The organism is Altererythrobacter lutimaris (assembly GCF_013371495.1).
Lineage (GTDB): Bacteria > Pseudomonadota > Alphaproteobacteria > Sphingomonadales > Sphingomonadaceae > Erythrobacter > Erythrobacter lutimaris_A.
The window spans coordinates 1,376,017-1,399,235 of record NZ_JABWTA010000001.1 but is presented as its reverse complement, the minus strand read 5'-3'; the positions used below and the strand labels follow the sequence as shown (position 1 = coordinate 1,399,235).

23 protein-coding genes are annotated in these 23,219 nt (G+C 57.8%); 13 read left to right on the top strand and 10 right to left on the bottom strand.

What is annotated here, in order from left to right:
* Nucleotides 1–59 precede the first annotated feature (59 nt).
* The 6 genes from HUO12_RS06795 (at nt 60) to HUO12_RS06770 (ending at nt 5,705) form a co-directional block, all read left to right on the top strand.
* Nucleotides 60–752 carry an aspartate/glutamate racemase family protein gene (locus tag HUO12_RS06795; RefSeq protein WP_176272863.1) on the top strand — a complete coding sequence of 231 codons (693 nt, stop codon included), beginning with the start codon at nt 60–62 and terminating at the stop codon, nt 750–752.
* A 321-nt stretch (nt 753–1,073) separates the two neighbouring features.
* Complete coding sequence (locus HUO12_RS06790; protein ID WP_176272862.1) at nt 1,074–2,234, top strand: deoxyguanosinetriphosphate triphosphohydrolase; 1,161 nt, start codon at nt 1,074–1,076, stop codon at nt 2,232–2,234.
* Nucleotides 2,227–2,925, top strand: a complete 699-nt coding sequence (locus HUO12_RS06785) for an NAD-dependent epimerase/dehydratase family protein (RefSeq protein ID WP_176272861.1) — start codon at nt 2,227–2,229, stop codon at nt 2,923–2,925. The genes HUO12_RS06790 and HUO12_RS06785 overlap by 8 nt, the downstream gene beginning before the upstream one ends.
* A 72-nt stretch (nt 2,926–2,997) precedes the next feature.
* Complete coding sequence (locus HUO12_RS06780) at nt 2,998–3,450, top strand: ABA4-like family protein (RefSeq protein WP_176272860.1); 453 nt, start codon at nt 2,998–3,000, stop codon at nt 3,448–3,450.
* A 56-nt stretch (nt 3,451–3,506) separates the two neighbouring features.
* Nucleotides 3,507–5,081: a long-chain-fatty-acid--CoA ligase gene (locus HUO12_RS06775; RefSeq protein ID WP_232367327.1), complete on the top strand. Its 1,575-nt coding sequence runs from the start codon at nt 3,507–3,509 to the stop codon at nt 5,079–5,081.
* Between the two features lie 18 nt (nt 5,082–5,099).
* Nucleotides 5,100–5,705, top strand: a complete 606-nt coding sequence (locus tag HUO12_RS06770) for a DUF938 domain-containing protein (RefSeq protein WP_176272859.1) — start codon at nt 5,100–5,102, stop codon at nt 5,703–5,705.
* 83 nt (nt 5,706–5,788) lie between these two features.
* Here the strand turns inward: HUO12_RS06770 and HUO12_RS14590 are convergent, their stop codons facing one another.
* Both HUO12_RS14590 and HUO12_RS06765 read right to left on the bottom strand, forming a co-directional pair.
* Nucleotides 5,789–5,917 carry a hypothetical protein gene (locus tag HUO12_RS14590; protein ID WP_269748036.1) on the bottom strand — a complete coding sequence of 43 codons (129 nt, stop codon included), beginning with the start codon at nt 5,915–5,917 and terminating at the stop codon, nt 5,789–5,791.
* A 66-nt stretch (nt 5,918–5,983) separates the two neighbouring features.
* Complete coding sequence (locus HUO12_RS06765) at nt 5,984–6,892, bottom strand: DMT family transporter (protein ID WP_176272858.1); 909 nt, start codon at nt 6,890–6,892, stop codon at nt 5,984–5,986.
* A 63-nt stretch (nt 6,893–6,955) separates the two neighbouring features.
* On the opposite strand from HUO12_RS06765, the gene HUO12_RS06760 reads away from it, so the two are divergent.
* Nucleotides 6,956–7,189: a hypothetical protein gene (locus HUO12_RS06760; protein WP_232367326.1), complete on the top strand. Its 234-nt coding sequence runs from the start codon at nt 6,956–6,958 to the stop codon at nt 7,187–7,189.
* 123 nt (nt 7,190–7,312) lie between these two features.
* Here HUO12_RS06760 and HUO12_RS06755 read toward each other — a convergent pair whose 3' ends face one another.
* Together HUO12_RS06755 and HUO12_RS06750 are read right to left on the bottom strand one after the other, a co-directional pair.
* Nucleotides 7,313–8,851 (bottom strand): CpaF family protein, encoded by a 1,539-nt coding sequence (locus HUO12_RS06755; protein ID WP_176272857.1) that lies wholly within the window; start codon nt 8,849–8,851, stop codon nt 7,313–7,315.
* A gap of 135 nt (nt 8,852–8,986) precedes the next feature.
* On the bottom strand, nt 8,987–10,471 hold the full coding sequence (locus HUO12_RS06750) for a hypothetical protein (protein ID WP_176272856.1): 1,485 nt from the start codon (nt 10,469–10,471) through the stop codon (nt 8,987–8,989).
* Nucleotides 10,472–10,676: 205 nt separating this feature from the next.
* Between HUO12_RS06750 and HUO12_RS06745 the strand changes: the two genes are divergently transcribed.
* Entirely contained in the window at nt 10,677–12,392 is a 1,716-nt protein-coding gene (locus HUO12_RS06745; protein ID WP_176272855.1) for a hypothetical protein, read from the top strand.
* Between the two features lie 77 nt (nt 12,393–12,469).
* Complete coding sequence (locus tag HUO12_RS06740) at nt 12,470–13,249, top strand: class I SAM-dependent methyltransferase (RefSeq protein WP_176272854.1); 780 nt, start codon at nt 12,470–12,472, stop codon at nt 13,247–13,249.
* Between the two features lie 11 nt (nt 13,250–13,260).
* On the opposite strand, the gene HUO12_RS06735 is transcribed toward HUO12_RS06740, so the two are convergent.
* The 4 genes from HUO12_RS06735 to HUO12_RS06720 are packed head-to-tail and all read right to left on the bottom strand — an operon-like array spanning nt 13,261 to nt 16,459.
* Nucleotides 13,261–13,641 carry a GtrA family protein gene (locus tag HUO12_RS06735; protein ID WP_176272853.1) on the bottom strand — a complete coding sequence of 127 codons (381 nt, stop codon included), beginning with the start codon at nt 13,639–13,641 and terminating at the stop codon, nt 13,261–13,263.
* Between the two features lie 6 nt (nt 13,642–13,647).
* Complete coding sequence (locus HUO12_RS06730; RefSeq protein ID WP_176272852.1) at nt 13,648–14,280, bottom strand: class I SAM-dependent methyltransferase; 633 nt, start codon at nt 14,278–14,280, stop codon at nt 13,648–13,650.
* 2 nt (nt 14,281–14,282) lie between these two features.
* Nucleotides 14,283–15,224 carry a glycosyltransferase gene (locus tag HUO12_RS06725; RefSeq protein WP_176272851.1) on the bottom strand — a complete coding sequence of 314 codons (942 nt, stop codon included), beginning with the start codon at nt 15,222–15,224 and terminating at the stop codon, nt 14,283–14,285.
* A complete protein-coding gene (locus tag HUO12_RS06720; protein WP_176272850.1) occupies nt 15,221–16,459 on the bottom strand; it encodes a glycosyltransferase family 2 protein in 1,239 nt (412 codons plus the stop codon). The genes HUO12_RS06725 and HUO12_RS06720 overlap by 4 nt, the downstream gene beginning before the upstream one ends.
* A 159-nt stretch (nt 16,460–16,618) precedes the next feature.
* Here HUO12_RS06720 and HUO12_RS06715 point away from each other — a divergent pair, with 159 nt between their 5' ends.
* The 4 genes from HUO12_RS06715 (at nt 16,619) to HUO12_RS06700 (ending at nt 22,261) form a co-directional block, all read left to right on the top strand.
* A complete protein-coding gene (locus HUO12_RS06715) occupies nt 16,619–17,533 on the top strand; it encodes a DMT family transporter (protein ID WP_176272849.1) in 915 nt (304 codons plus the stop codon).
* A 95-nt stretch (nt 17,534–17,628) separates the two neighbouring features.
* Nucleotides 17,629–19,452 carry a glutamine--fructose-6-phosphate transaminase (isomerizing) gene (glmS, locus tag HUO12_RS06710; RefSeq protein ID WP_176272848.1) on the top strand — a complete coding sequence of 608 codons (1,824 nt, stop codon included), beginning with the start codon at nt 17,629–17,631 and terminating at the stop codon, nt 19,450–19,452.
* Nucleotides 19,449–19,850: a GFA family protein gene (locus HUO12_RS06705; RefSeq protein WP_176272847.1), complete on the top strand. Its 402-nt coding sequence runs from the start codon at nt 19,449–19,451 to the stop codon at nt 19,848–19,850. Before glmS ends, HUO12_RS06705 begins: the two co-directional genes overlap by 4 nt.
* 59 nt (nt 19,851–19,909) lie before the next feature.
* Complete coding sequence (locus tag HUO12_RS06700; RefSeq protein ID WP_332310380.1) at nt 19,910–22,261, top strand: putative bifunctional diguanylate cyclase/phosphodiesterase; 2,352 nt, start codon at nt 19,910–19,912, stop codon at nt 22,259–22,261.
* A gap of 19 nt (nt 22,262–22,280) precedes the next feature.
* On the opposite strand, the gene purQ is transcribed toward HUO12_RS06700, so the two are convergent.
* Together purQ and purS are read right to left on the bottom strand one after the other, a co-directional pair.
* Nucleotides 22,281–22,958: a phosphoribosylformylglycinamidine synthase subunit PurQ gene (gene purQ, locus HUO12_RS06695; protein ID WP_176272846.1), complete on the bottom strand. Its 678-nt coding sequence runs from the start codon at nt 22,956–22,958 to the stop codon at nt 22,281–22,283.
* Nucleotides 22,958–23,197 (bottom strand): phosphoribosylformylglycinamidine synthase subunit PurS, encoded by a 240-nt coding sequence (purS, locus tag HUO12_RS06690; RefSeq protein WP_176272845.1) that lies wholly within the window; start codon nt 23,195–23,197, stop codon nt 22,958–22,960. The genes purQ and purS overlap by 1 nt, the downstream gene beginning before the upstream one ends.
* Nucleotides 23,198–23,219: the final 22 nt, after the last annotated feature.

The following is a 23,219-nucleotide window of genomic DNA, read 5'->3' as shown; positions in this document are numbered from 1 at the left end:
GCATGGCTGTGCATCCGGCTAAACGGAGCGCAAAGTAAAATCACAAACTGGATTCTTATTTGCGCAAACTCGGCCTGATTGGCGGAATGAGCTGGGTCTCAACCGGCATGTATTACGACCGGATCAACCGGACCGTGCAAAAACGCGCGTCTAAAGACATGGCCAGCGCGCCGATGCTGATTGAAAGCCTGGACTTCAGCCAGCTTTACGGTCTGCGTCAGGAAGGCGACTGGAAACACGCGGAAGAAGTCCTGTCGGACAGCGCTAAGCGGCTCGAGGATGCCGGCGCTGAAGGCCTCGTCATCTGCGCGAACTCCATGCACAAGGTTTACGACCACGTCGCCGGCCAGATCACCATTCCCGTCCTTCATATTGCAGAGCATGTCGGGCAAGCGATGAAAACGGCCAACTGCAAGAGCGCGGCGCTCATCGGTACGCGCAACGTGATGACAGAGAGCTTCTATCGCAAGCATCTGGTCGCATGCGGTGTGGATTTGCTGCCCCCTGACATGGCTAATGTCGAAATCCTCGACAAGATTATATATGAAGAGCTGATGGTCGGTAAAGTGTCCCGCGACGCGGAGCGCGAATTGAAGACAATTATCACGAAGAAAGCACAGGAAGGCGCAGGCGCTATTGTGCTTGCATCGACAGAGCTGGAGTTGATCGTCGATGTCGACGCCAATGTGCTGCCCGTATTCGATTCCACTCGTATTCACTGCCAGGCTGCAGCGGAGTGGATTCTCGGCTAAGTTATTGTACAAAAACATGTTTTGTGCATCTTGCGCAAAGACCTGCGGAATAAATGTCGCTTTTCTACAATTAGGTAGTTTCAACAGTCAGAAACTTTGATATAAGGCGGGTTAAGCGTGAGAACGTTGCTTCGGCAAACCTGTTCTCCCGCTGCACCGAGCCTTCGGGTTGCCAATCGATGGCCTGTGCAGGCCGCCTGAATCGAACACGATCGGGCGGCCGTTCCTTATCTGGCTTCCAAAAATTTCGCTTGCGAATCCCATGTTCGGCCATTGTTCCCGTTGGCAAGCAGGCATAGCTCTCGTAATCGCTCCCGCGTGATGAGCTCTGCGCCTTTTGCTGCCGATCCTGAAGCAACACGTGGCCGCGAGTTTGCGAGCGGTTCTGGGCCTGCGCGCGGGCCCCGTAGCGAGTTTCAGCGTGACCGTGACCGCATCATCCATTCAATGAGTTTTCGCAGGCTGCGCTCCAAGACGCAGGTATTCATCGCGCCGGAAGGCGATCATTATCGCACGCGCATGACGCATAGCCTTGAAGTGGCTCAAATCGGTCGGGTGATTGCGCGCGCGCTGGGTCTAAACGAGGATCTGACAGAAGCGCTGTGCCTAGCGCATGATCTGGGTCATCCGCCGTTCGGCCATGCAGGCGAAGACGCGCTTACCGAAGCGATGGAGCCCTTTGGCGGATTTTGCCACAATGCGCATGCTCTGCGGACGGTCATGCGGCTGGAAAGCCCGTACCCGGAGCATGACGGGCTAAACCTCACTTGGGACCTGCTGGAAGGACTTGCAAAGCATAACGGCCCGGTTTCGTCGCCCAATTGGGCTTTGGCAGAGCTTGATGCCGACTTCCCGCTTGAGCTTGCGCATTGGCCGTCGCTTGAAGCGCAAGTCGCAGCTGTTGCCGATGACATTGCATACGACAATCATGATATTGATGACGGCCTTCGCGCAGGATTTCTCGACCTTGATGACCTGCTTTCGCTGGAATTCCTCGCAGATCAGTGGCGGGCGGTCGAAAAACGCTTTCCACATGCCCCACGCGACCGACAATTGCGCGAGCTTGTGCGTGAACAGATCGGCCTGATGGTCAATGATGTCATCACGCACACGCGCGAACAGGTTGCTGGTTTGGAAAGCGTTGAAGACGTAAGGCAGGCTGAGCGGCAATTGGCGGGGTTCTCTCCTGCCTTTGCAGAGGAGGAACGCGGGTTGAAAGCCTTCATGTACGAACGGCTCTATTACCACAAGGATCAGGTTTCAGCTGCGACAAATGCGCGCGAAGTGGTGGCGCGCCTGTTTGAGGCTTACTCGCAGGATGCAGGACTTATGCCGCTGGATTGGCAGGCTCAATTGCCTGCGGAGCAACCCCAGCGTGCCCGCACCATCGCGGATTTCATCGCCGGGATGAGCGACCGGTTCGCGACAGAAGCCTATACGTCGATTGAAGGCAAAGCGCCGCAGGGATTGACTAATGTCTGATCCCATTCGCATCGCTGTGCTGGGCTCAACCGGGCTGATCGGGACGCGCATTCTGGAAGAAGTGCGGTATCGCCCCGATGTGCGCGTCATTGCGATTGCGCGGCGCGAATTCGAGCTGCCGCAAGATGCGCGGATGGAATGCTTTATCGCTGATCCTGAAAGCTGGGGCGAAGTTCTGGCCCAGCTGCAGCCTGACTGCTTGATCAACGCGCTCGGCACGACGTGGAAGCGTGCGGGGCGCGATGAGGAGGCGTTCCGTGCAGTCGATCAGCACCTGGTTGTGAACACAGCCAAAGCTGCTCGCGAAGCCGGAATTGAACGCATGGTCTCGATCAGCTCTGTCGGCGCCACAGTAGGGACAAAGAATTTCTACCTGCGCGTCAAAGGCGAGGTCGAGCGCGATCTGACGCAGCTGAAATTCAAGCGGCTCGATATTTTGCGGCCTGGACTGCTTAAGGGTAGGCGGGTTGATGATCTGCGGTTCGGTGAAGGTCTCGCCAAGATTGCGAGCCCTTTGATCGATCCATTTATGAGCGGGGGCTTACGCAAATACCGCTCCATTCCGGCAAAGACTGTCGCGCATGCGGCGCTCGGTCTTGCGACCCGCAAAGCCGCCGGTCGCTTCACGCATGATCACGATGCGATCCAGCGCGCGGCGCGCGACTGGATGAAGCGGGCTGAGACGGTTTAGAGCCGCGTCTCTGGCGCATGGCGGAACCACGCGCTATCGCATGGTCTGAAAACACGGAATAAGGGGCCTCGCATGAGCTGGGACACAGTCTTTTCCATCGCCAATATATACGCGCTCATTTGCTGGGTGGCGCTCGCATTCCTGCCGCGCTGGCCTGCGCTGCTCGCCGCGATACTCTATGCAGGCGTGGGCTTGCTGTGCCTTACCTATGCCGTGGGCCTGATCGGCTTGATGAGCGGGACGCTGGACCCGGGTGGCGGCGTGTCCGGGGGCGATTTCAGTTCTATCGAAGGCGTGCGCACGCTTTTCTCTAGTGACGCTGGCATCACGATCGGCTGGGTGCATTATCTCGCATTCGACCTGTTTGTTGGTATCTGGATTGCGCGCGATGCCGATGCGAAAGGTTTTGGCCGGATCATCCAGGTGCCGGTGCTGCTGGCGACGCTGATGGCAGGACCGCTCGGGCTGTTGATCTGGCTGCTGGTGCGCGAGAAACGCGCTCGCGAACAAGGGCGCTTTACCTAAGCGCGAAAAGACTCGCCTTCGCGGCCAAAATTGGCAAACTGGTTGCAAATCAAAACATGACCAGTGGAGAGGCCATGACCGCGCATCACAGTTTCGAGACCTTCGATGATATCCTCAACCTTTGGGCGAAGGAGCGACCCGATCAGGCTGCGCTGGAGCATGAAGGGCGTGTAACGACCTTTGGCGAGCTGGACGCGATGACGCGCAAGACCATCGCGTTGTTCCAGTCTAAAGGCATCGGGAAGGGCGACCGCGTTGCCTGGCTCGGCAAGAATTCAGACCTGTTCTTCGTCATGCTGATGGCGGCGGCGCGTTCCGGTGCGGTGGCTGCGCCAGTCGGATGGCGGCTTGCTCCGCCAGAGATTGCATACATCTTGGGCGATACCGAAGCGAAGCTGGTGATTGCAGGCGAAGGTTTTGCCGATGCCGCGAAAGCGATCGTGGCTGACATGGGCAATGGCGCGGTAGTGCTCGACGAACATGAAGCGCGCGCGATGATCGCTCAGATGGATGAAGCTGAGTACGAGCCTGCGGACAAACATACGCCGGCGCTTCAGCTTTATACCTCAGGCACGACCGGCAATCCCAAAGGCGCGGTGCTCACTAATGGCAATCTGCTAGGCCTGCGCCGTCCGGGCATTGCCGCAAAGCAGCCATGGTACAATTACGAGGCTGACGACTGCATTCTCGCTTGCATGCCATGCGCGCATATTGGCGGCACGGGTCTCGTAGTGATCTCAGTCTCTTCCGGCATTCGCGCTCTGATCCTAAGCGAGTTCATCCCTGATCAGGTCATTGACGGGATCGAGAACGGGGTGACGCATATGTTCATCGTGCCAGCAGCGGTGCAGATGGTGGTGCAGCATCCGCGCGCTGCAACGACGGATTTCTCGAATTTGCGGTATCTGCTCTACGGCGCAGCGCCGATGCCGCTCGAGCTCTTGAAAGAGGCGGTCCGCACCATGCCGGGTACAGGCTTCCTGCAGGTTTACGGCATGACCGAGACAGCCGGCACTGTGACCATGCTGCCGCCGGAAGACCACGACCTTGAAGGCAATCAGCGTATGCGGTCTTGCGGCAAGGCCTGCCCCGGGGTCGAAATCCAGATCGTCGATCCGGACGGCAATGAAGTGCCACGCGGTACAATCGGCGAAATTGCCATCAAGTCGCCGTCCAACATGGCGGGTTATTGGAAGCTTCCCGAAGCGACCGCGAGCACGCTGGACGAGGATGGCTGGGTCCATACCGGCGATGCGGCTTACATGGATGAAGACGGCTACATCTACATTCAGGACCGCATCAAGGACATGATCATCTCTGGCGGGGAGAACGTCTATCCGGCAGAGGTCGAAAGCGCGATCTACGGTCATCCGGCCATCGCGGAAGTCGCTGTGATTGGTATCCCGAGCGAGAAGTGGGGCGAGGAAGTGAAAGCTTGTGTCGTCTTGAAGCCCGATTGCGAATGCGCTGAGCAGGATGTGATCGATTATGCGCGTGAGCGTGTTGCCGCTTTCAAGGCCCCAAAAAGCATTGATTTCATTCCTGAAATGCCGCGCAATCCCTCTGGCAAGATCCTGCGCCGGACTCTGCGCGAGCCCTATTGGGCGGGGCAGGAGCGACAAGTCAGCTAGAGCCTGGCAGCGGAACCGATGAACGACGCGAAACGCCACGCGCCCGCGACCTTGCGCAATCGCGAGGTAATCGCGGATGTTCTTGCGAAGGAATTGCCGTCAACAGGGACAGTGCTCGAAGTCGCGAGCGGGTCAGGTGAGCATGCGGTCTATTTCGCAGAGCGCTTGCCGCACCTGATCTGGCAGCCCAGCGATTTTCAGGAAGAAGCGCTCGCCTCGATCATCGCTTGGCAAAGCGAGCAGGGCGGGGCCAATCTCAAATGGCCCACTGTGATCGACGCGGCGAAACCGGAGAACTGGGAAGTCCGCTCAGCCGATGCAATATTCTGTGCGAACATGGTCCACATCGCGCCTTGGTCAGTGACCGAGGGCCTGTTTCAAGGCGCGGGAAGACTGCTTGCGACCGGCGCGCCGCTTATCCTCTATGGCCCTTATTACGAAGACGGAGTCGAGCCAGCGCCATCCAATCTCGCTTTTGATGAGAGCTTGAAGGCGCGCGATCCGGAGTGGGGCATCAGGCAGATCAATGCGGTGGACGCGCTCGCAGCTCAGCACGACTTTAAGCGAACCGCGCGGCACGAAATGCCGGCCAACAATCTCACGCTGGTTTATCGCAAGAACTAGAGAGCAGAATCACAAACGCCCGCCAATTGCTTGGCGAGCGTCTGATAATTCTCGAAACAGCGAGGGGAGAAAACCCCGTCAGCTCATGTTTCGTCGTCAACCGCGTCTGCAGCGGACTTGAGATCGTCGCCCACACCGCGAACAGTGTTGCAGGCGGCTGTCGTGAGTGTCATCGCTGCGAGCGCAGCAACAATCATAGTCTTGCGAAGCATTGTTTTCTCCTTGTTTGAGCGCGAGAATACACCAAGCTGGTGCCTCTTGTCACGCAGGCAATGAACCTAGGCTTGCGCCGCGGATCGCCGTTTATCGCGTGCCAGCAACGCTTCGCGCCGCGCGATGAGAAGACCTGCTCCGAGGATCAGCGGTGCCCCAAGCCAAAGGCCGCTCGTTGGCGCCTTGTCGAAAACACCCCAGCCATATCCGACCGCCCATAGGAGTGAAGTATAGTCGATGATGATGATCGTTGCAGCAGAACCAAATCGCAGGCTTGCCGTCAGCAGCAATTGCGCAATTCCGCCTGACACGGCCATCGCGATGATGATCATCCACGTCGTGGGATCATGGTGTGATGCAAAGAATGGCAAGGCGAACGCCGCCATCGGCGCGGACAAAACACCGAACCAGAACACGATGCTCCACGGGCTTTCCGTCTTGTTCAGGTCCTGCACTTGATAGGAAATCAGCGCGACGAAGAATGCGCCGATCAACCCTGTTGCAACGCCCATGGGATTGATCGCATTGCCACCGGGCTGCGTGATCACAAGCACACCCATAAAGCCGAAGAAAACTGCACCCCAACGATATTTGCCGACCTGCTCTTTGAACAGGATAACGGACAGCATCACAGCAAAAAACGGTGCGGTAAAGTTTATCGCTGTCGCTTCTGCCAATGGCAGGATGAGGACTGTGCCGTAGAGAAAGCACATGCTGACAAGGCCTACAAAAGCCCGGCGAAAATGGGCGCTAAAGCGTTTGGTTTTGACAGTTGCGATGCGGCCAGCAGCGATAAGGAAGCCAGCGACCAGCACGCTCGCGATGGCCTGACGCCAGAATAGGAGCTCAGCCAAATGCACACCGCGCTCGCCGGCGACTTTGATCAGCATGGCCATCGTCGATATCGCAAATGCCGCCGCTATCCGGATAGCAATTGCCTTGAAAGGCTGAGGGTTGGCGACAGAACCGTCCATAGCTGCCGCGTGTAGGCGCATGGGGACTTTGCGCAAGCTTCAACAGCGCCCATATGCCGCGTGATGGATAGTGTGCTTCAACATTTGCGCTTTGCGAGCGATGCCGAGCTTATGGCGCTTGTCGGCTGCGCATTCGTGCTTGTCGGCGCGATTGCCGGGACAATGGAGCGTCGCCGCTTAAAGCGCGAGGATATTAAGCGCGTGGGCTGGGTCCCGTGGCTCGGCATCTTTGTCGGCGCGATGATTATCGGTGGCGGATTGTTGGTGATGAGCCTGCCGAAGGTCTTGGTGAGTTGATGAGAAATCGTGGAGCACGGTCCGCGCTCAGCGAACCGCAAGGCCGACCGGCCGCCTGCAGCGGGTGCAGCCTGCTGCGCATCTAGCGAGGACGCTCCGACGGGTGTCGGAGCGAAAAGCAAACTACAGACACGCTTCCAGATACGCCTGGTCGAAGCCGAACTGGCGGGCTTTCTCCAGTGTGTAAGGGCGCAGGCCCTGACTGCGAAATTCGCCGAGGATCTTGCCGTCTTCGCTTTCGTCCAGATACTCGAACTTGAACAGCTCCTGCGTCACGATCACATCGCCTTCCATCCCGATCACTTCAGTGATGTTGGTGGTGCGACGCGAACCATCGCGCAAACGCTTAACCTGAACGATCAGGTCAACTGACTCTGCGATCTGGCGTGAAATGGCTTCCTTAGGGATCTTGATGTCACCCATCAGGATCATGTTTTCCATACGGCCGAGACACTCACGCGGTGAGTTGGCGTGAAGCGTACACATGGAGCCATCATGGCCCGTGTTCATAGCGGCGAGAAGGTCAAAACATTCCGCGCCACGAATCTCACCCAGGATGATCCGGTCAGGACGCATACGCAGAGCGTTCTTGACCAAGTCGCCGATGGTAATCGCGCCTTGGCCTTCAAGGTTTGGCGGACGCGTTTCAAGCGGCAGCCAGTGCGGCTGTTGCAAGCGAAGTTCCGCGGCGTCCTCGATGGTTAGCACGCGCTCGCCCGGGTCGATCATTTTCGACAGAGCGTTGAGCATGGTGGTTTTACCTGAACCCGTACCGCCTGAGATAACGATGTTCATCCGGCATGCGCCCGCGATCTTCAATGCGGTACACATTTTCTCGCTCATCGAGCCGAATTCCTTGAGCATGTCCAAGGTGATCGGTTTCTCGGAGAACTTACGAATGGAAATCGCAGTGCCTTTTAGCGAGAGCGGCGGTACGATCACGTTCACACGTGAGCCGTCTTTCAAGCGGGCGTCGGCAAGCGGTGTGGTCTGGTCGACGCGGCGGCCGACCTGGTTCACGATGCGCTGCGCGATCTGGAAAAGGTGTTGTTCATCGCGGAACTGGATCGGCGCGATAACAAGACGGCCCTTTTTCTCGATGTAGGTCTGCTGCGGACCGTTGACCATGATATCGGAGATATCCGGGTCATTGAGGAGCTCTTCCAAGGGGCCGAAGCCCAGCAGCTCGTCGATCAGGACTTTTTCAAGTGCAAACTGCTCGCGGCGGTTCAGTGTGACCTTCAGCTCGGCCAGCACTTCCATGATGATCGGGCGGAATTCTTCGGACAGTTCTTCTTTGGTGAGCGTCGCTGCCGCCTCTGGGTCGACGCGCTCGAGCAGACGCGGAAGAACCTGTTCCTTGATCTTGTGAACGCTGGCTTCAAAGCCGCCAACTTCGGATTCGCCGCTGTCGACCGAGTTCATACGCTCGGCCAGACGGCTCATCGCGTCATCGGTGGCGTTTCCGCGACCTTGTGATGCGCTTTTTGCCGGTGCTTCCGCAGCACCATCAGGCAGTGGCGGAAACTGCTCTCCGCCTTCTTCATCTTCACCATTGGGAGAACCGCGATCTCCGCCCTTCATGGGCTTTGCCACACCGAAAGACGGACGCGCTCCGGGCTTGAAGCCAGAAGGTCCAGTCTTTTTGCCGAATGCGCTCATTGATCGCCCCCAGAATTCTTTCACTACGATTGCATGGCTCGCTCCGCAGTACGCGAAGATCGCCTCTCGAATTGTGGTGAATAAATCGGAAAGTTTATTTTTTTCCTAAGGTCCGGGCAGTTTCGTGCATTCGCGTTAAGCTTCGTAGCAGAAAGGCAAATCAACAGCTTTCTCAGGTGCTTGTGGTCCGATCACGTAGAGGTGGAACGTGATACCATCATAACCAGCAGGTATGGTTTCCAGCTTCTCAACCAAACCGGCATCGAAACCAAGCAGATTGATATCGCTGGCAAGATAGCTGCGGCCGTGCTCGTCCACTGTTTGCCGGAGCATGGCTGTGAATTCGTCCTGGCCTTGCAAGGCGTTACTTTTGTGATCCCAACGGACAAAGCGGAAACGACAATTTGCTTCCGGACGCGTGAAGACAATGTCTGACCGGCCAGAGATCGCGGGCACGCGCCATTCGGGCAAAGCGATCCAGTGCTTGCCTGCAAGCCCCCGTTCTTCAATCGCTGCTAACACCTCTTCGCCATTGCTGAAACCGCGTTCCGTACTGATTAGCGAGCTCGCGAAGCCGCATATTGCTGCGACCGCGATCCATACGCGGAAAGCAGCGCTTGGCGGGTCGCTCTCGCGCCGCGCTAGCCACACAAGGGCAATCAGCAATAGAGCAGCCAGCAACATGTGCCGCAGCCCGATCGAATAGACTGCGAGATTGAAGAGCAGCGTAAACCCGAGGAAGCCGAACATCATCAGCGCGTGCCACGGACGGCCTTTCGTGGCATACCAACACAAAGCAAGGAACAAGATCCAGGCATATCCCGCGATAGGAACGACAGGCGCTTTCCATTCGGGGAACATACCGCCGGGGAAGGGCAGCGGGATGCTGCCGACTTTGAGGAACCAGCCGCGCGCATTGTGCAGCAACAAGTCTATACCGTGCAGACGCTGCATCGCATCGATAGCATTGACCATGTCAGCCGGCGGCAGGACCGTCCAAGCGGCGACAGCCGATCCTGCGAGCCATAGGCCAACGCCGGGCCACCACAGGTCTTTCTCTCGCCATTTAAGCACAAGGAACACGCCGGAGATCACTCCGAACAGGAAGTCGACCAGCGGCAGCAGCGCGAGCAGCAGCCAGAACCATTTGCTGCGCCAGCCGAGCAGGACCAGCGTTACAAGCGCCACGCCGAGCGAAGTGCCACGCGAGATCGTCAGGAATTCAAACAGCACATACTGGCTGGAGGCGATCAGCAGCCGCTCAATCCGCGAAAATGGCGAGCCGAACAGTATTGCCCCTTGCGCGATCCCCGCACACAAAGTTGCGGCCAACGGCAGGATAAGATGCGGTTCGCATACTGCGCCAAGCGCACTCAGCAGCCAGTACCACAGCGGCGGATGGCCTTCATATCGCAGCCAAGCGAGCAGTGTCGCCTGGTCAGATGCCTCGAGCGCGATCATGAGCGCCTGGAGCTCGTCTGCCCAAGGCTTGTGGCTCCAGATGAGAAACGCTTGAAATGCCAGCAATGCGCCAGCCAGCATGAACCACAAGGCGCGGTTTGCCAGCGCGCGTTCACTCGCGGCAAATCTGTCATTGATCTGTTGGCTTAGCGTGCTCATCGCCGATATCCTCTAGCCCAGCAGAGGTCGAAGAAGCGTTACCATGCCAGCTTGCTGCGCCCTTTTTTGCACATCTTTACGCCGCTCCCGTGCCAGCGCTGTGGAAAGCGGTTAGCCAAAGTAAGCAAGTTTTGACGGGTTCGCTCTATTGGAACCCAACACAATGCGGGCGAAGCGCCCATGATATGAGGGGCCGGTTTCACTGATGGGTTCGATTTCCAAATCCGTGATTCCCAAATCGGTTATGCAAAAGCCTGCGATCTATCTGATGATCGCGCTCGTTTTCTTGGCCTTACAGCCGCACGCGACGCTCTCGCGCTATTACTTTGTTACGCATGACGCGTATGTGGTGCTGCTGTGTGTTGTGGCCTGGGTTGCGAGTACACGGTGGACGCCGCAGATCGCACTTCCAGAGTCCATTCCAGGTGCAAAATTCGTGGTTCCGGTTGCGATTGCACTATGTCTTGCGCTCTGGGCGGGCACGCATTGGTGGATGTTTGACTATCCGTTGACGCGTGACGAGCACATGGCGGTGTTCGACGCGGCAATATATGCGGACGGCAAGGTGGCCGAGCGTCTTCCCGAAGAGTGGACAGGGTTTGCAAGAGCGCTCGTCCCTGCCTTCCTGCAAGACACGCCCGGCAATGTACTGTTGGTGTCTGGCTATTTGCCGGTCAATTCTGCCATGCGCGGGTTCTTTGGCAAGATTGCTGACCCGGCTCTGATGAACCCACTATTGGCTGCAATTGGCTTTGTCAGCCTCTGGTGGATTGCAAGACGGGTCTTCGCAGACAATGCCTCTGCTCAATGGCTGGTGCTGCTGGGCTATCTCTTGTCCGCGCAAATCCTCGCGAACGGCATGACGACCTATGCGATGACAGGCCATCTCGCCTTAAATCTGCTGTGGCTCGCGCTCTTTCTGAAAGATCGCTGGTGGAGCCACGCTCTGGCAATGCTGGTCGGTGTTCTCGCCATGGGTCTGCATCAGTTTGTGTTTCATCCGCTGTTTGCCGGTCCCTTTGTGCTGTGGCTGCTCATGCAGAAGAAGTGGCTGCATGTCGGGGCCTATGGATTGGTCTACCTTGCTGGCGTCGCGCTCTGGATGAGCTGGCCCGGAATTGTGATGGATTGGGCTGGCGTCGTTCCTGAGCCAGGCAAAGAGGGTGGTATTTCAACTTTCCTGACTGAACGCATCCTGCCGCTGATCACGCAATTCGATCCCCTTACGATCCAGTACATGACGTTTAATCTGGTCAGAGGCATCGGCTGGAATGCGTTGTTCATTCTGCCGTTTGTGATAGCGGCGGGCCCCGCGATCAAGCGCCGCGATCCAATTGCTCTGGCGCTGCTTGGCGGGATTGTTCTGACGTTAGTCGCCATGACCATCCTGCTGCCTTATCAGGGCCACGGCTGGGGCTATCGCTATGTGCATGGTCTGCTGGGGAGCTTTTGTCTGCTTGCTGCATTCGGCTATCGCGAGCTTGTGAATGCGGACAAGAAATGGGCCGATGGTGCGGCGGTCTTGCTTATTGCAACGACTGCGCTGATTGCGTTGCCTGCCAATCTGTGGTCCGCTCGCAGCTTCACTGAGCCTTATGTCAAGCTGACGCAGATCGTCGAGGCGCGCGATACCGATTACGTCATGATCGACGATTTGCGGCATAGCAGCGTGGTGGATCAGGTGCGCAATCATGCTGACCTTACGAACCAGCCGATAGTCATTTCGCGGCGTTTCCTCACGCGGGAAAAGTTTATGGAAATTTGCGCGAACGGAACGGTTTCGCTGATCGACTCAACGGAAATTGCGCTGGCAGGGTTGCACGATGTGCCACGTGAAGAGGCTGATGCCATGCCTGACCCGCCGTGCTCCATATTTGAGACTGGAAGCGATGACGGGTTGGAGACCTCGATTACCCAGTAGTTTTATGAATTTGTTTACCATGCCGCCGCTACACCCGAGCTGCTCATTTCGGAGCGAATTACGGGGAGTTTGCGGCAATGGCCGAGGGGACATCTTCAGGCATCGCGCTTGAAAGCCAGAAACAGCTGTTTGAGGCCATCCACGAAAAGTATGCCGAAGCAACCACGGACGAATTCGCGGAAGGGTACAAGGAAGAGTTCATTTACCGCCCCATCCTGGAAATGCTGGGCGATGCCAAGAGCCTGATGGAGCTCGCCAGCGGGATCGGCAGCGCGGCTGGATGGATGCGCGATCACAAGCCCGGTCTTGAGATTTCAGGCTGCGATATTTCGCAATCTGCGGCTGACGATTTCACAAAGCTTCACAATCGTCCGTGCTATGTCTGGGACCTGACGGTGCCTCTCGAAGTCGAGCAGAGCTATGACGCGTTGCTGGTTATGGGCGGTATTCATCATTTGGTCGCTGATTTGGACGTTGCGTTCGAGAACATCGCCAAGCTGCTGAACCCGGGGGGGCGCCTGATCATGGCTGAGCCCAATGCCGACTTCATGCTCGAGCCGCTTCGCAAACTCTGGTATAGGCTCGACACCAGCCATTTCGATGCGGATAATGAACACGCGCTGTCGCACCAGAAGCTGGTGAATGACCACGCGCACGGGCTGAAACCCGTTGATTTGCGCTATATCGGCGGTCCAGCCTACTTCCTGCTTCTGCAAAATTGGGTGCTGCGTATGTCAGGCGGTGCGAAGAAATGGATCGCAGGCCCGGCGCTTGGACTTGAGCGCCTATATCATCGTCTTCCAGGCAGACTGCCATTTGCGACCTTCATCGCGACTTGGGAAAAGCCAGCAGCGTAAGGCCTTTCGCTTCAGCGCTTGGTGAGGATTGCCCACCGTGCTGAAATGAAGTTGTACGCGAACAGCAATACGGTGGCGACGGGTGTTGCGACGATGACTGGCCATTGCAGGCCGTCAATCATGGCTGCCAGGATTATCACTGACAGAAAGAAACCCGCGATCTGAGCAGAGACAAACCGCATATAGGCTGTCAAGCTCAGCGGCTGAGAGAAAGTCACAGTCGCATGAGCGAGATAGGCTCCGGTAATCACGACCGCGGTCGCCACGACCACTCCAATCAGATAACTGATCCCGGCATAGTCGAGCGCTATGATGATCGCGTTGTAGCTGATCGCTGACAGCGCTGCGATCGCGAGATAGCGAAGTGATTGGCGGTTTGCGATGGCTTTCATCGCAGGTCAGGCCCGCGTCGCAATCAGCGAATAGTTGGTTCGCCACGGTTTCACATGCATCCCGCGATTCACCTGACCTTTTCCGAAGATCTCTGAAAGCTGCTCTTTCGCTTCGTCAGGCGTTTTGTAGCGAATGCGGTCGCCAGTAAGGAACCGGTCCGCAAAATAGCAAAACCAATAGATCGGCGTGTAATTGCGCTCCCAATCCTTCATCGCGAAAACACCGCCCGGCGCGAGGAGTTCGCGGATTGAAGCAAGGAGTGAGCCTTGCGCGTTCTCTGGCACATGGTGAAGCACATCTACGAGAAGGATCAAATCATACGGCTCGGGGTTTTTCGCCAAGCGATCTTCGACATATTCCTCGTGGAAATTGACGCGAGCGCCATCGCCGTTGAACAGCCGTCCAAGACGCGGTGTGATGTCAATTGCGTCGATCTGAGCATTCGGGAAAGCAGCAGCGAGACGCTCTGTCATTGCGCCTTCGCCGCATCCGACCTCGAGGATCCGGCGCGGGGAAGGGCATAGCGTCTGGACCTGTGCCGTCCAGTCATCGAGATTGACGAACATGGATCGCCAAGCTTCGGAAATCTGCGGCTCATAGGGCCCAAAACACTTTCGGACGAACGCACCCACTGCCATCGTCACAGTCCTCCTGCAAAGCGCAAACGCAGCCGCGGCCACAGTCGCTCGACCAGCCGCGAATATTTGAGATATCGCACTGCATCCACGGGGCCGAGCTTGGCGAAATTGCCAAGCGCGCGCCACTTGGCCTTACTGTCGCCGGCTGCTGCTTCTGCGAGCGCTGTGTTGATAGCAACCGAGGCCCGGCTGATACGAGCGGTTGGGCCGTCTTCTACCAGATGTCGGTCCAGCACTATGCCGAGCTGTTCGGCAAATTCGCTACGGCTGCGGGTCATGGTCTGCGCGCCGCCATGGATACGAAAGGCGCTGGTTGGGCGTGGATCGAACACCACCGGGCCTTGATCGCCGAGTTTCAGCCACAATTCCCAATCGGGCGTGTACCAAAGGCTCTCATCAAGGCCGCCTGCCGCAAGATATGCATCGCGCTTGAACACAGGCGCGGGCATGGCAATCGAGTTTTGCACCAGCAGCATATCGCGGAACGCAGCCTGCGGAACTTGTCCTTGCTTGAAGGGTGGACGCCATCCGCCCAGATCACGCGACGCATTGTCGATCAGCCGCGCAGGCGTGAGATAGAGCGCTGCGTCCTGCGCGCTTGCAATCATATCACGGGTGGTCGCAACCCGCTCCGGAAGCCAAAGATCATCCTGGTGCAGCGTGCAGACATGGTGACCGCGCGATTCCTCGACACCCATATTCGTCTTACGTGTCCAGCTAGCGATATGCGGCATATGCGCATAGTCAATGTTCAAGCGGTCGCGGTGCTGGCGAACGAACACGGCGCCTGCCGGAAACTCTGGCGTTGAATCGCGGATTATGACTTCGATCCCGCCATCGCGGCCATCGTCTTCTATACTCGCAAGCGCATCATCCAGCCATTGATTGGGCTGGTGCACGGGCATCACGATGGACAGCCATGGGCGAGATGTTTTCGTGTTCAACGGGTCTTCTCTTCACCGCGCGGGGTCAAACGGTTGTCATTGCCGCCAATGATGGCGAGAAGAAAGCCGCCGAGGATCGTTTGCAAGCCGATTGCACCGATTGTTGCAGAAAGGATGAGTGGAAGCGGATTATCAAGCGCGATAAAGCCTGCCTGGCCCCAGCTGTAAGCAACCGCAGCCATGCCAACCGCGCCAACAGCACACAGACCGAGGCCGGTTAGCAGAGCAAACTCGAGCGTCATCAGCTTCTCGTTTCGTTTGAAGACTGGCCGCATCAGTCGATAGCCGCTGCGCACTCCGTGGAAGTGTGTTGCCACAGCCATGATCAAGCCCAGATGGCCGCAAGTCGCAAGGAAACCTGCAACGATGCTCCAGCTCGTGCCGAAGAAGCTTGGTCCTGGCAGGATGCCAAGCGCATGCATCAGACCGATAGCGAAGATGACCGTCGCCGCTGCCAGCGCCATCGTAGCAGGCACACCAAACACCCAGGTCGGGCTCAGCATGAAGAGATAACGCAAGTGCCGCCAGCCATCACGCAAGGGGCGCAGATGCGGCGGGCGGTCCCGCAGGTCGGGGCTGAGCGTTGCCGGCACTTCAGCCATGCGCTGCTTGGTGAGTGCGGCCTTGATGACCATCTCGCTCGCGAATTCCATACCGGAGCCGCTGAGGTTCAATTCGGTGAACGCTTCCTTGCGGATCGCGCGCAGACCGCAATGCGCATCGCCAATGCCGCTGCGGAAGAAGAGGTTCAAAACGCCGGTCAGGCCCGGATTGCCGATATGCTTGTTTTTCCAAGGCATAGCGCCCGGAGCAATGCCGCCTTTGAAGCGGTTGCCCATACACACGTCATAGCCTTCTTCCAGCTTTGCGACCATCGCAACGCCTTCAGTGAAATTGTAGCTGCCATCGCAGTCGCCCATCACGATGTAGCGTCCGAAAGCCGCTTCGCAGCCGCCGATCAATGCCGCGCCGTATCCGCGACGCTCAACCGGAACCACGCGTGCGCCGAGCTCTGTTGCCAATGCCTGACTGCCGTCAGTTGAACCGTTGTCGGCGATCACGATCTCGCCAGACAAGTCGAGTTCTGAACGCATACGTGCCAGCGCTTCCAGCGCGTTGCCGATGCAATGCGGAAGACTGTCGACTTCATTGAGCACAGGCATGACAATCGTCACATCGGGGCGCTCGCCATCCGATCCGACAAAGGCAGAAAAGTCGCGTTGTTGAAGATCCATTTAGGCCCCCGAGTGATCTTGCGAATACCCATGGCCAAAGTTGGTTAACGAACAGTCAATTCTCTCTGGTTTTACGGAGAAAAGATCGGCGCTTTCCAAAGTGTGCGAACTGCCCTAGCGCGGCTGCGACGGCCTATTCGCTTGAGGACACTAACCAACATGCAAGATACGGAACGCAGTGGATTGCTGCTGGCGCTGGCCGGCTTTGCGCTGCTTTCAGTGGGCGATGGTGTGATCAAAAGCATGGCAGGAGTATGGCCTGCTTTGCCCGTTGCGGCTTTGCGTTTCGTCATTGGGGCGATCGGATTGGCGATATTCCTTTCGCAGACTGAAGGAATCGCTGCGCTGAAACCTGCACAGCCATGGCTGCAAATTGGCAGAGGCGTATGCGTCTCAGTTGCTTCGGTATGCTTCTTTTCAGCGGTTTACATCATGCCTTTGGCTGAAACGATGGCCATCGCTTTCCTTGCCCCTGTCTTCACGGCCTTGCTCAGCGGACCGATCCTGGGCGAGAGGGTTCGCGCGCCAGTGTGGATTGCTTCCGGCATGGCGATGATCGGCGTTGTGGTCATTCTGCGCCCGAATTTGCTGGAGCTGGGTCTGCCGGCAATGTTTCCATTGGTTTCTGCATTCTTCTTCGGTCTCATGATCGTGCTCAACCGAAAAGCGGCAGGGCGGGGTAGCCCGCTCGCCATGCAGTTCTACATGGCGGGCGTCGCGGCAACCGTACTGACTGCGCTTGCAGTGATGGCCAAATTCTCGGGTGTTGAAATGCTCGATTTCGGGCCGCCGAGCTGGGATGTGGTTTTGCGCTGCGCGATTGTCGCATGCACTGCAACGGGCGCGCATTGGATGGTCTATCTCGGCACAACGCGCGCCGGCGCATCACAAGTTGCGCCTTGCACCTATATCCAGATGCTGGTTGCAACGCTTATCGGCTGGCTATGGTTCGGTGATGTGCCCGACGCGCTGACGCTGCTGGGTGCGGCCATCATCATAGGCGCGGGGCTTTATTTGTGGGGCGCGTCAAAAGACAGAGGCAGCATGACAAAGGACGTTTCACAGGACCGCTGAAACCGCTAGAGGCTCGTAGATGAGGTAGGGGTCAATCGCGGGTTCAGCGAAGCTGCGTCATTGGCCTTTCTTGAATAGTGTTGGGGGACCAGACCATGTGCGGCATTATCGGCATTGTGAGCGGCGAGCCTGTTGCAGACCGCTTGGTCGAAGGCCTCAAGCGCATGGAATATCGCGGCTATGACAGTGCGGGCGTCTGCACACTGCATAATGGCGAGATGATCCGGCGCCGAGCGCCCGGCAAGCTCAGCCATCTGGTGGAAACGCTGGCGAGCGAGCCCGTGCCTGGCACTGTCGGCATCGCGCACACACGCTGGGCCACGCACGGCGCGCCTACGGCTGAGAATGCGCATCCCCATGCGACCGATCAGGTGGCAGTCGTCCACAATGGGATCGTCGAAAACTTCAAGGAGTTGCGCGAAGAGCTGCGGAGCGAAGGCCGCACATTTGCCAGCGAAACCGATAGCGAAGTCATCGTACATCTGATCTCGCGAGAGGTTGAAAACGGCGCAAGCCCGCAAGATGCAGTCAAGACTGTGCTACCTCGTCTGCGCGGAGCTTTCGCTGTTGCGATCACTTTCCGCAATCATCCCGAGCTGCTGATTGGCGCAAGGCAAGGCTCACCATTGGTCGTTGGCTATGGCGAGGGCGAGATGTTCCTCGGCTCAGACGCACTCGCACTTGCGCCGCTGACGCAGCAGATCGCATATCTCGAAGAAGGCGATTGGGTCGCCATCACACGCGACAGCGCTGAGATCTTCGATGTCGAGAACAATCCCGCTGTTCGAGAAGTCAGGGCCTCGGGTGCGTCCGCCGCTGCAATGGAGAAAGGCAATTATCGCCACTTCATGCAGAAAGAGATCTTCGAGCAACCGACGGTCGTCGCGCAGACGCTAGGCTCTTACTTGCGGCAGTCCGACAACTCGGTGGCCTTGCCGCAGTTCGACTTCGATATCTCCAGTGTGAAGCGTGTGACCATCGTCGCTTGCGGTACGTCTTACTACGCCGGAATGGTGGCGAAATACTGGTTCGAGCAATTCGCGCGCGTGCCCGTCGACATCGATGTGGCTTCCGAGTTTCGCTATCGTGAACCAGTGCTCGAAGAAGGCGGACTGGCGCTGTTCATCAGTCAGAGCGGCGAGACCGCCGATACACTCGCCGCGCTGCGCCATTGCAAGGAAAACGGGCAGACGATCGGTGTGATCGTCAATGTGCCGACGAGCACCATGGCACGCGAAGCGGACTTGCTTTTGCCCACCCATGCCGGGCCGGAGATCGGCGTTGCCTCAACAAAGGCTTTCACTTGCCAGCTGGCAGTGCTGGCGGCTCTCGCTGCTCATATGGCAGTCAAGAAAGGCCTGATGGATCGTGCGGCCGAGCAGGAAGTGGTCGAGCACTTGCTGGAAGCGCCTGCGGCATTGAACCGAGCACTCGACCACGACGATGACATTGCGAGCATGGCGCATCTGATCTCGCCTGCGCGCGATGTGCTTTATCTCGGGCGCGGGCAGGATTATCCGCTCGCCCTGGAAGGGGCGCTGAAGCTCAAGGAAATCAGCTACATCCATGCCGAAGGCTATGCGGCGGGCGAGATGAAGCATGGCCCCATCGCGTTGATCGATGACGATGTACCTGTCGTTGTGATCGCGCCTTCCGGCCCTTTGTTTGAGAAGACAGTGTCCAATATGGAAGAGGTCCGCGCGCGCGGCGGCAAGATCGTCCTGATTTCTGATGCGGCGGGCCTCGCTGAAGCGGGCGAAGACTGCATGGCGACTATCGAGATGCCCGAGGTTCATCCGCTGATCGCACCACTGGTCTATGCGGTGCCGGTACAATTGCTGGCCTATCACGTGGCAGTTGTGAAGGGCACAGACGTCGATCAGCCGCGCAATCTGGCAAAGTCGGTCACAGTCGAATGAGCGACGCAGCGACACTGAAGGTCACTGGAGGATGTCACTGCGGAGCGGTCCGGTTCGAAGCTGACGTGCCGCAATCGGTTGAGATGCTCGACTGCAATTGCTCGATCTGCAGCGCATCGGGCTATTTGCATCTATTCGTCCCGCATGGCGACTTCACCTTGCTCGCTGGCGAAGATGCTCTCACAAACTATCGCTTCGGCAGCAAGGAAGCCCAGCATCTGTTCTGCAAGCATTGCGGCGTGAAGAGCTTCTATCAGCCCCGCTCTCATCCGGATTGCTGGAGCGTGCATTTCCGTTGCCTTGATGATGGCCCGAAGCCTGACGCGACGGTCACACAATTCGATGGCCGCAACTGGGAAAAGTCAGCCAGCAAGACTGGCTTTAAATCAGCGCTTTAACTCGGATTTAACCCTCGTTGAATCGCGTGCGATAACCTTTCGTGCTTACTCGAGATTGAGTGAGCGAACACGACTCTTCTGAGCTTCAGCCCGTTACTAGGCTTACCTTCGCCGATGTCCTTGGTCTGGACCGTCGCGACGAAGTGCATTGGGCGCGCCTGCGCGGCTTGCAATATTCAGCCCTACCGCAAATCTCGCGCTACCGAATGGTGGCGCATCTTCTGTTCGCCATCATTGTCCTGCAAACCTATTATGGCGATGTGTGGATCGGGTGGCTCGGCGTTTGGTACGCTGCGCTTGCGATGGTCCATGTTCGCGGGGTCCAGTTCGAAGAGACACTGATCGATGTGGATCGGCGCGGGGTTACCCAACGTGAGTTCAACCGGCAGACGCTGACAGGGGTTTTGTCCGGATTACTCTGGGCCGTGCCGCTCGTCATGTTTGCTCCCTATGGCAGCTTCGTCGACCTGCTTGTGAGCTGGTCGGTGATTGCCGTCATCATGCTGGGCTCTGCCACGTTCAATGCAGCGGCTCCGCTTGCGACCGCATCGTTCACGCTGATTGCCGGGTTTGGCGGTGTCATCAGTCTCGTGCGGGACGGCCAGCAGGAACTGGCCGCCGTTGCAACGACTTTTGTCGCCTTTGCCTTGCTAGGCGCGATTGAAGTGGCTTCAAACTATCTCAAAGGCCGGCTTGCGGAAGCAGGCGTTGCAGAGAAGAGCGAAGTCGTCTCTTTGCTGCTGCGCGAATTTGAAGAGAACGAAGCGGACTGGCTGTGGGAGGTGGACCCTGTGCGTCGTCTGCGCGCGGTCAGCCCGCGCTTTGCTTTCGCGCTCGCGCATAAGCAGGAGGAAGTCGAGGGCCGCCCGCTGCTTGAGCTGATTGCAGGCAAAGGCTGGAAGAGCGGAAACTTCCCGCCAAGCTTGCATGAGCTCGCTGAGCGGCTGAAGAACAAGGAGCACTTCTCCAACCTCTTCGTGCATGTCACCATCCGCGGGGAAGAGCGCTGGTGGGAGCTTTCGGGCACACCGATCCTCGATGAAGACGGCAAGTTCAACGGGTTTCGCGGGGTCGGCTCCGATGTGACAGAGCAGCGCAAGAGCTCTGAAAAGATCGCTTACCTTGCGCGCTATGACACGCTCACCAGCCTGCCCAACCGGATGCAGCTCACCGAAGCATTGGGCGAAGCGCTGCATTATGCCGAACATTGGCGCGGACGCTGCGCGTTCATGATGGTCGATCTGGACCGCTTCAAATCCGTGAACGATTCTCTAGGCCATCAGGTGGGTGACAAGCTGCTTGCGCAGGTTTCAAACCGCTTGCAGTCTCTCATGACCGACAACCATCTTTGCGGACGTCTGGGCGGTGACGAATTCGCGATCGTCATGCGTGAAGTGAGCGATCAGCAATTGGTCGCCAAACTCGCTAATCGCGTGATTGAGCGGCTGTCCGAACCATACGTGGTCGATAATCACACGCTCTATGTGGGCGCTAGCGTCGGCTCTGCTGTGGGGCCTCGCGATGGATGCACAGTCGAAGAACTGATGCGCAACGCCGATTTGGCCTTGTACCGCGCGAAGGATCAAGGCGGAGGCGAGCATTTCGCATTTGAGCCCGTCCTGCACGCCTACGCAGAAGAACGCCGCCGTTTGGAGCTGTCCTTGCGCAGCGCGCTCAGCAAAGAAGAGTTGCTGCTTCACTATCAGCCTGTGGTTGACGCTCAGGATGAGAGCATTGTTAGCTTCGAAGCGCTTGTGCGCTGGAACAGCTCGGACCATGGCTTTGTGAGCCCCGGCAAGTTTATCCCATTGGCAGAAGACACAAGGCTGATCGTGCCTATTGGTCGGTGGGTCCTGCGCGAAGCTTGCAAGCAAGCGCGCGAATGGCCTGAGCACATCAAGGTCAATGTCAACGTTTCGCCAGAACAGCTGCTTGAGCCCGATTTTGCCGACGAAGTCGTGGAAGTGCTGGCAAGTACAGGCCTTCGCCCTGAACGGCTGGAAATCGAAGTGACGGAAAGCATCTTCTTGCGCGATGCCACGGTCGCTCGCAGCGCGCTCGAGCAAGTCATGGCATTGGGCTGTAGCGTAGCACTCGATGACTTCGGGACAGGCTATTCCTCGCTAGGCTATCTGCGCAAACTGCGGTTCTCGACGATCAAGGTTGATCGGCTGTTCGTGCAAGGTGCGGCCCAAGATGCAGCAGAAAGCCTCGCAATTGTGCGCGCAGTGGTCGCGATGGCGCAGAGCCTCGACATGACGACGACAGCAGAAGGCGTTGAGAATGCCCAAGAAGCCAAGATTATACGCGATCTGGGCTGTGACAAGATCCAGGGCTTCCACTTCGGGCGTCCCATGCCCGGCGAAGAGACCTTGAAGATATTCCAAGAAATGCGGCGCAAGCGCGCCTGAAACGTGTCAGCTCGTCGGCTTAAGCGGAAACCAGCGCGTTGATGGCACCCTCGAACAGGCGTCTGCCATCGGCGGTCCCATGCTCTGGCTCAATCGCGCGTTCCGGGTGCGGCATCATGCCCAGAACATTGCCTTCTGCATTGAGGATACCCGCGATATCGCGGCGCGAGCCATTCACTTTTTCGGCATAGCGAAACGCGACACGTCCATCGCCTTCGATGCGGTCAAGCGTTTCTCCATCAGCGAAATAATTGCCGTCATGGTGCGCGACCGGGATATGGATGGTTTCGCCTGCGTCATATCCGCCCGTAAAGAGCGACTGGTTGTTTTCAACCGTAAGAGCGACGGTCCGGCAGATGAATGTCTGGCCCGCGTTGCGCATCAAAGCGCCGGGCAAAAGTCCGCTCTCCGTCAGCACCTGAAAGCCGTTGCAGACGCCGAGGACCGGCACTCCGCGCTTCGCCGCTGCAACAACGGAACGCATGATCGGACTGTTCGCTGCCATCGCGCCGGAACGCAGATAATCGCCATAGGAAAAGCCGCCAGGCAGCGCGATGAAGTCGAGCCGGTCCGGCAAGTCTGCATCGCCATGCCAGATACGCAGCGGCGCAGTGCCGGAGATCTGTTCCAGAGCCACCGCCATGTCGCGGTCGCAATTGGATCCGGGGAACGTGATAACGGCGCAGGTGAAAGCCATTACGCGTTCTCCAGCTTCTCGATCGTGTAGTCTTCGATCACCATATTCGCGAGGAGCTTTTGACACATCGTATCGAGCGCTTCGTCGCTGGTGCCATCAGCCACATCAAGCTCGATCATCCGTCCGATTCGGACGTCCTCGACACTGTCAAATCCGAGCCCTTCCAGCGAGTGGTGAACCGCGCGTCCTTGCGGATCGAGCACTCCGGGTTTCAAGCGGACAAGGATGCGAACTTTCATGGGCCGGGCTTTCCTGTTGAGG

Excerpts from the sequence above, each read along its gene's own strand:
- HUO12_RS06790 (WP_176272862.1), top strand. The coding sequence starts at position 1,074 with ATGAGCTCTGCGCCTTTTGCTGCCGATCCTGAAGCAACACGTGGCCGC.
- HUO12_RS06785 (WP_176272861.1), top strand. The coding sequence starts at position 2,227 with ATGTCTGATCCCATTCGCATCGCTGTGCTGGGCTCAACCGGGCTGATC.
- HUO12_RS06780 (WP_176272860.1), top strand. The coding sequence starts at position 2,998 with ATGAGCTGGGACACAGTCTTTTCCATCGCCAATATATACGCGCTCATT.
- HUO12_RS06775 (WP_232367327.1), top strand. The coding sequence starts at position 3,507 with ATGACCAGTGGAGAGGCCATGACCGCGCATCACAGTTTCGAGACCTTC.
- HUO12_RS06770 (WP_176272859.1), top strand. The coding sequence starts at position 5,100 with ATGAACGACGCGAAACGCCACGCGCCCGCGACCTTGCGCAATCGCGAG.
- HUO12_RS14590 (WP_269748036.1), bottom strand. The coding sequence starts at position 5,917 with ATGCTTCGCAAGACTATGATTGTTGCTGCGCTCGCAGCGATGACACTC.
- HUO12_RS06765 (WP_176272858.1), bottom strand. The coding sequence starts at position 6,892 with ATGGACGGTTCTGTCGCCAACCCTCAGCCTTTCAAGGCAATTGCTATC.
- HUO12_RS06760 (WP_232367326.1), top strand. The coding sequence starts at position 6,956 with ATGGATAGTGTGCTTCAACATTTGCGCTTTGCGAGCGATGCCGAGCTT.
- HUO12_RS06755 (WP_176272857.1), bottom strand. The coding sequence starts at position 8,851 with ATGAGCGCATTCGGCAAAAAGACTGGACCTTCTGGCTTCAAGCCCGGA.
- HUO12_RS06750 (WP_176272856.1), bottom strand. The coding sequence starts at position 10,471 with ATGAGCACGCTAAGCCAACAGATCAATGACAGATTTGCCGCGAGTGAA.
- HUO12_RS06745 (WP_176272855.1), top strand. The coding sequence starts at position 10,677 with ATGGGTTCGATTTCCAAATCCGTGATTCCCAAATCGGTTATGCAAAAG.
- HUO12_RS06740 (WP_176272854.1), top strand. The coding sequence starts at position 12,470 with ATGGCCGAGGGGACATCTTCAGGCATCGCGCTTGAAAGCCAGAAACAG.
- HUO12_RS06735 (WP_176272853.1), bottom strand. The coding sequence starts at position 13,641 with ATGAAAGCCATCGCAAACCGCCAATCACTTCGCTATCTCGCGATCGCA.
- HUO12_RS06730 (WP_176272852.1), bottom strand. The coding sequence starts at position 14,280 with ATGGCAGTGGGTGCGTTCGTCCGAAAGTGTTTTGGGCCCTATGAGCCG.
- HUO12_RS06720 (WP_176272850.1), bottom strand. The coding sequence starts at position 16,459 with ATGGATCTTCAACAACGCGACTTTTCTGCCTTTGTCGGATCGGATGGC.
- HUO12_RS06715 (WP_176272849.1), top strand. The coding sequence starts at position 16,619 with ATGCAAGATACGGAACGCAGTGGATTGCTGCTGGCGCTGGCCGGCTTT.
- glmS (WP_176272848.1), top strand. The coding sequence starts at position 17,629 with ATGTGCGGCATTATCGGCATTGTGAGCGGCGAGCCTGTTGCAGACCGC.
- HUO12_RS06705 (WP_176272847.1), top strand. The coding sequence starts at position 19,449 with ATGAGCGACGCAGCGACACTGAAGGTCACTGGAGGATGTCACTGCGGA.
- purQ (WP_176272846.1), bottom strand. The coding sequence starts at position 22,958 with ATGGCTTTCACCTGCGCCGTTATCACGTTCCCCGGATCCAATTGCGAC.
- purS (WP_176272845.1), bottom strand. The coding sequence starts at position 23,197 with ATGAAAGTTCGCATCCTTGTCCGCTTGAAACCCGGAGTGCTCGATCCG.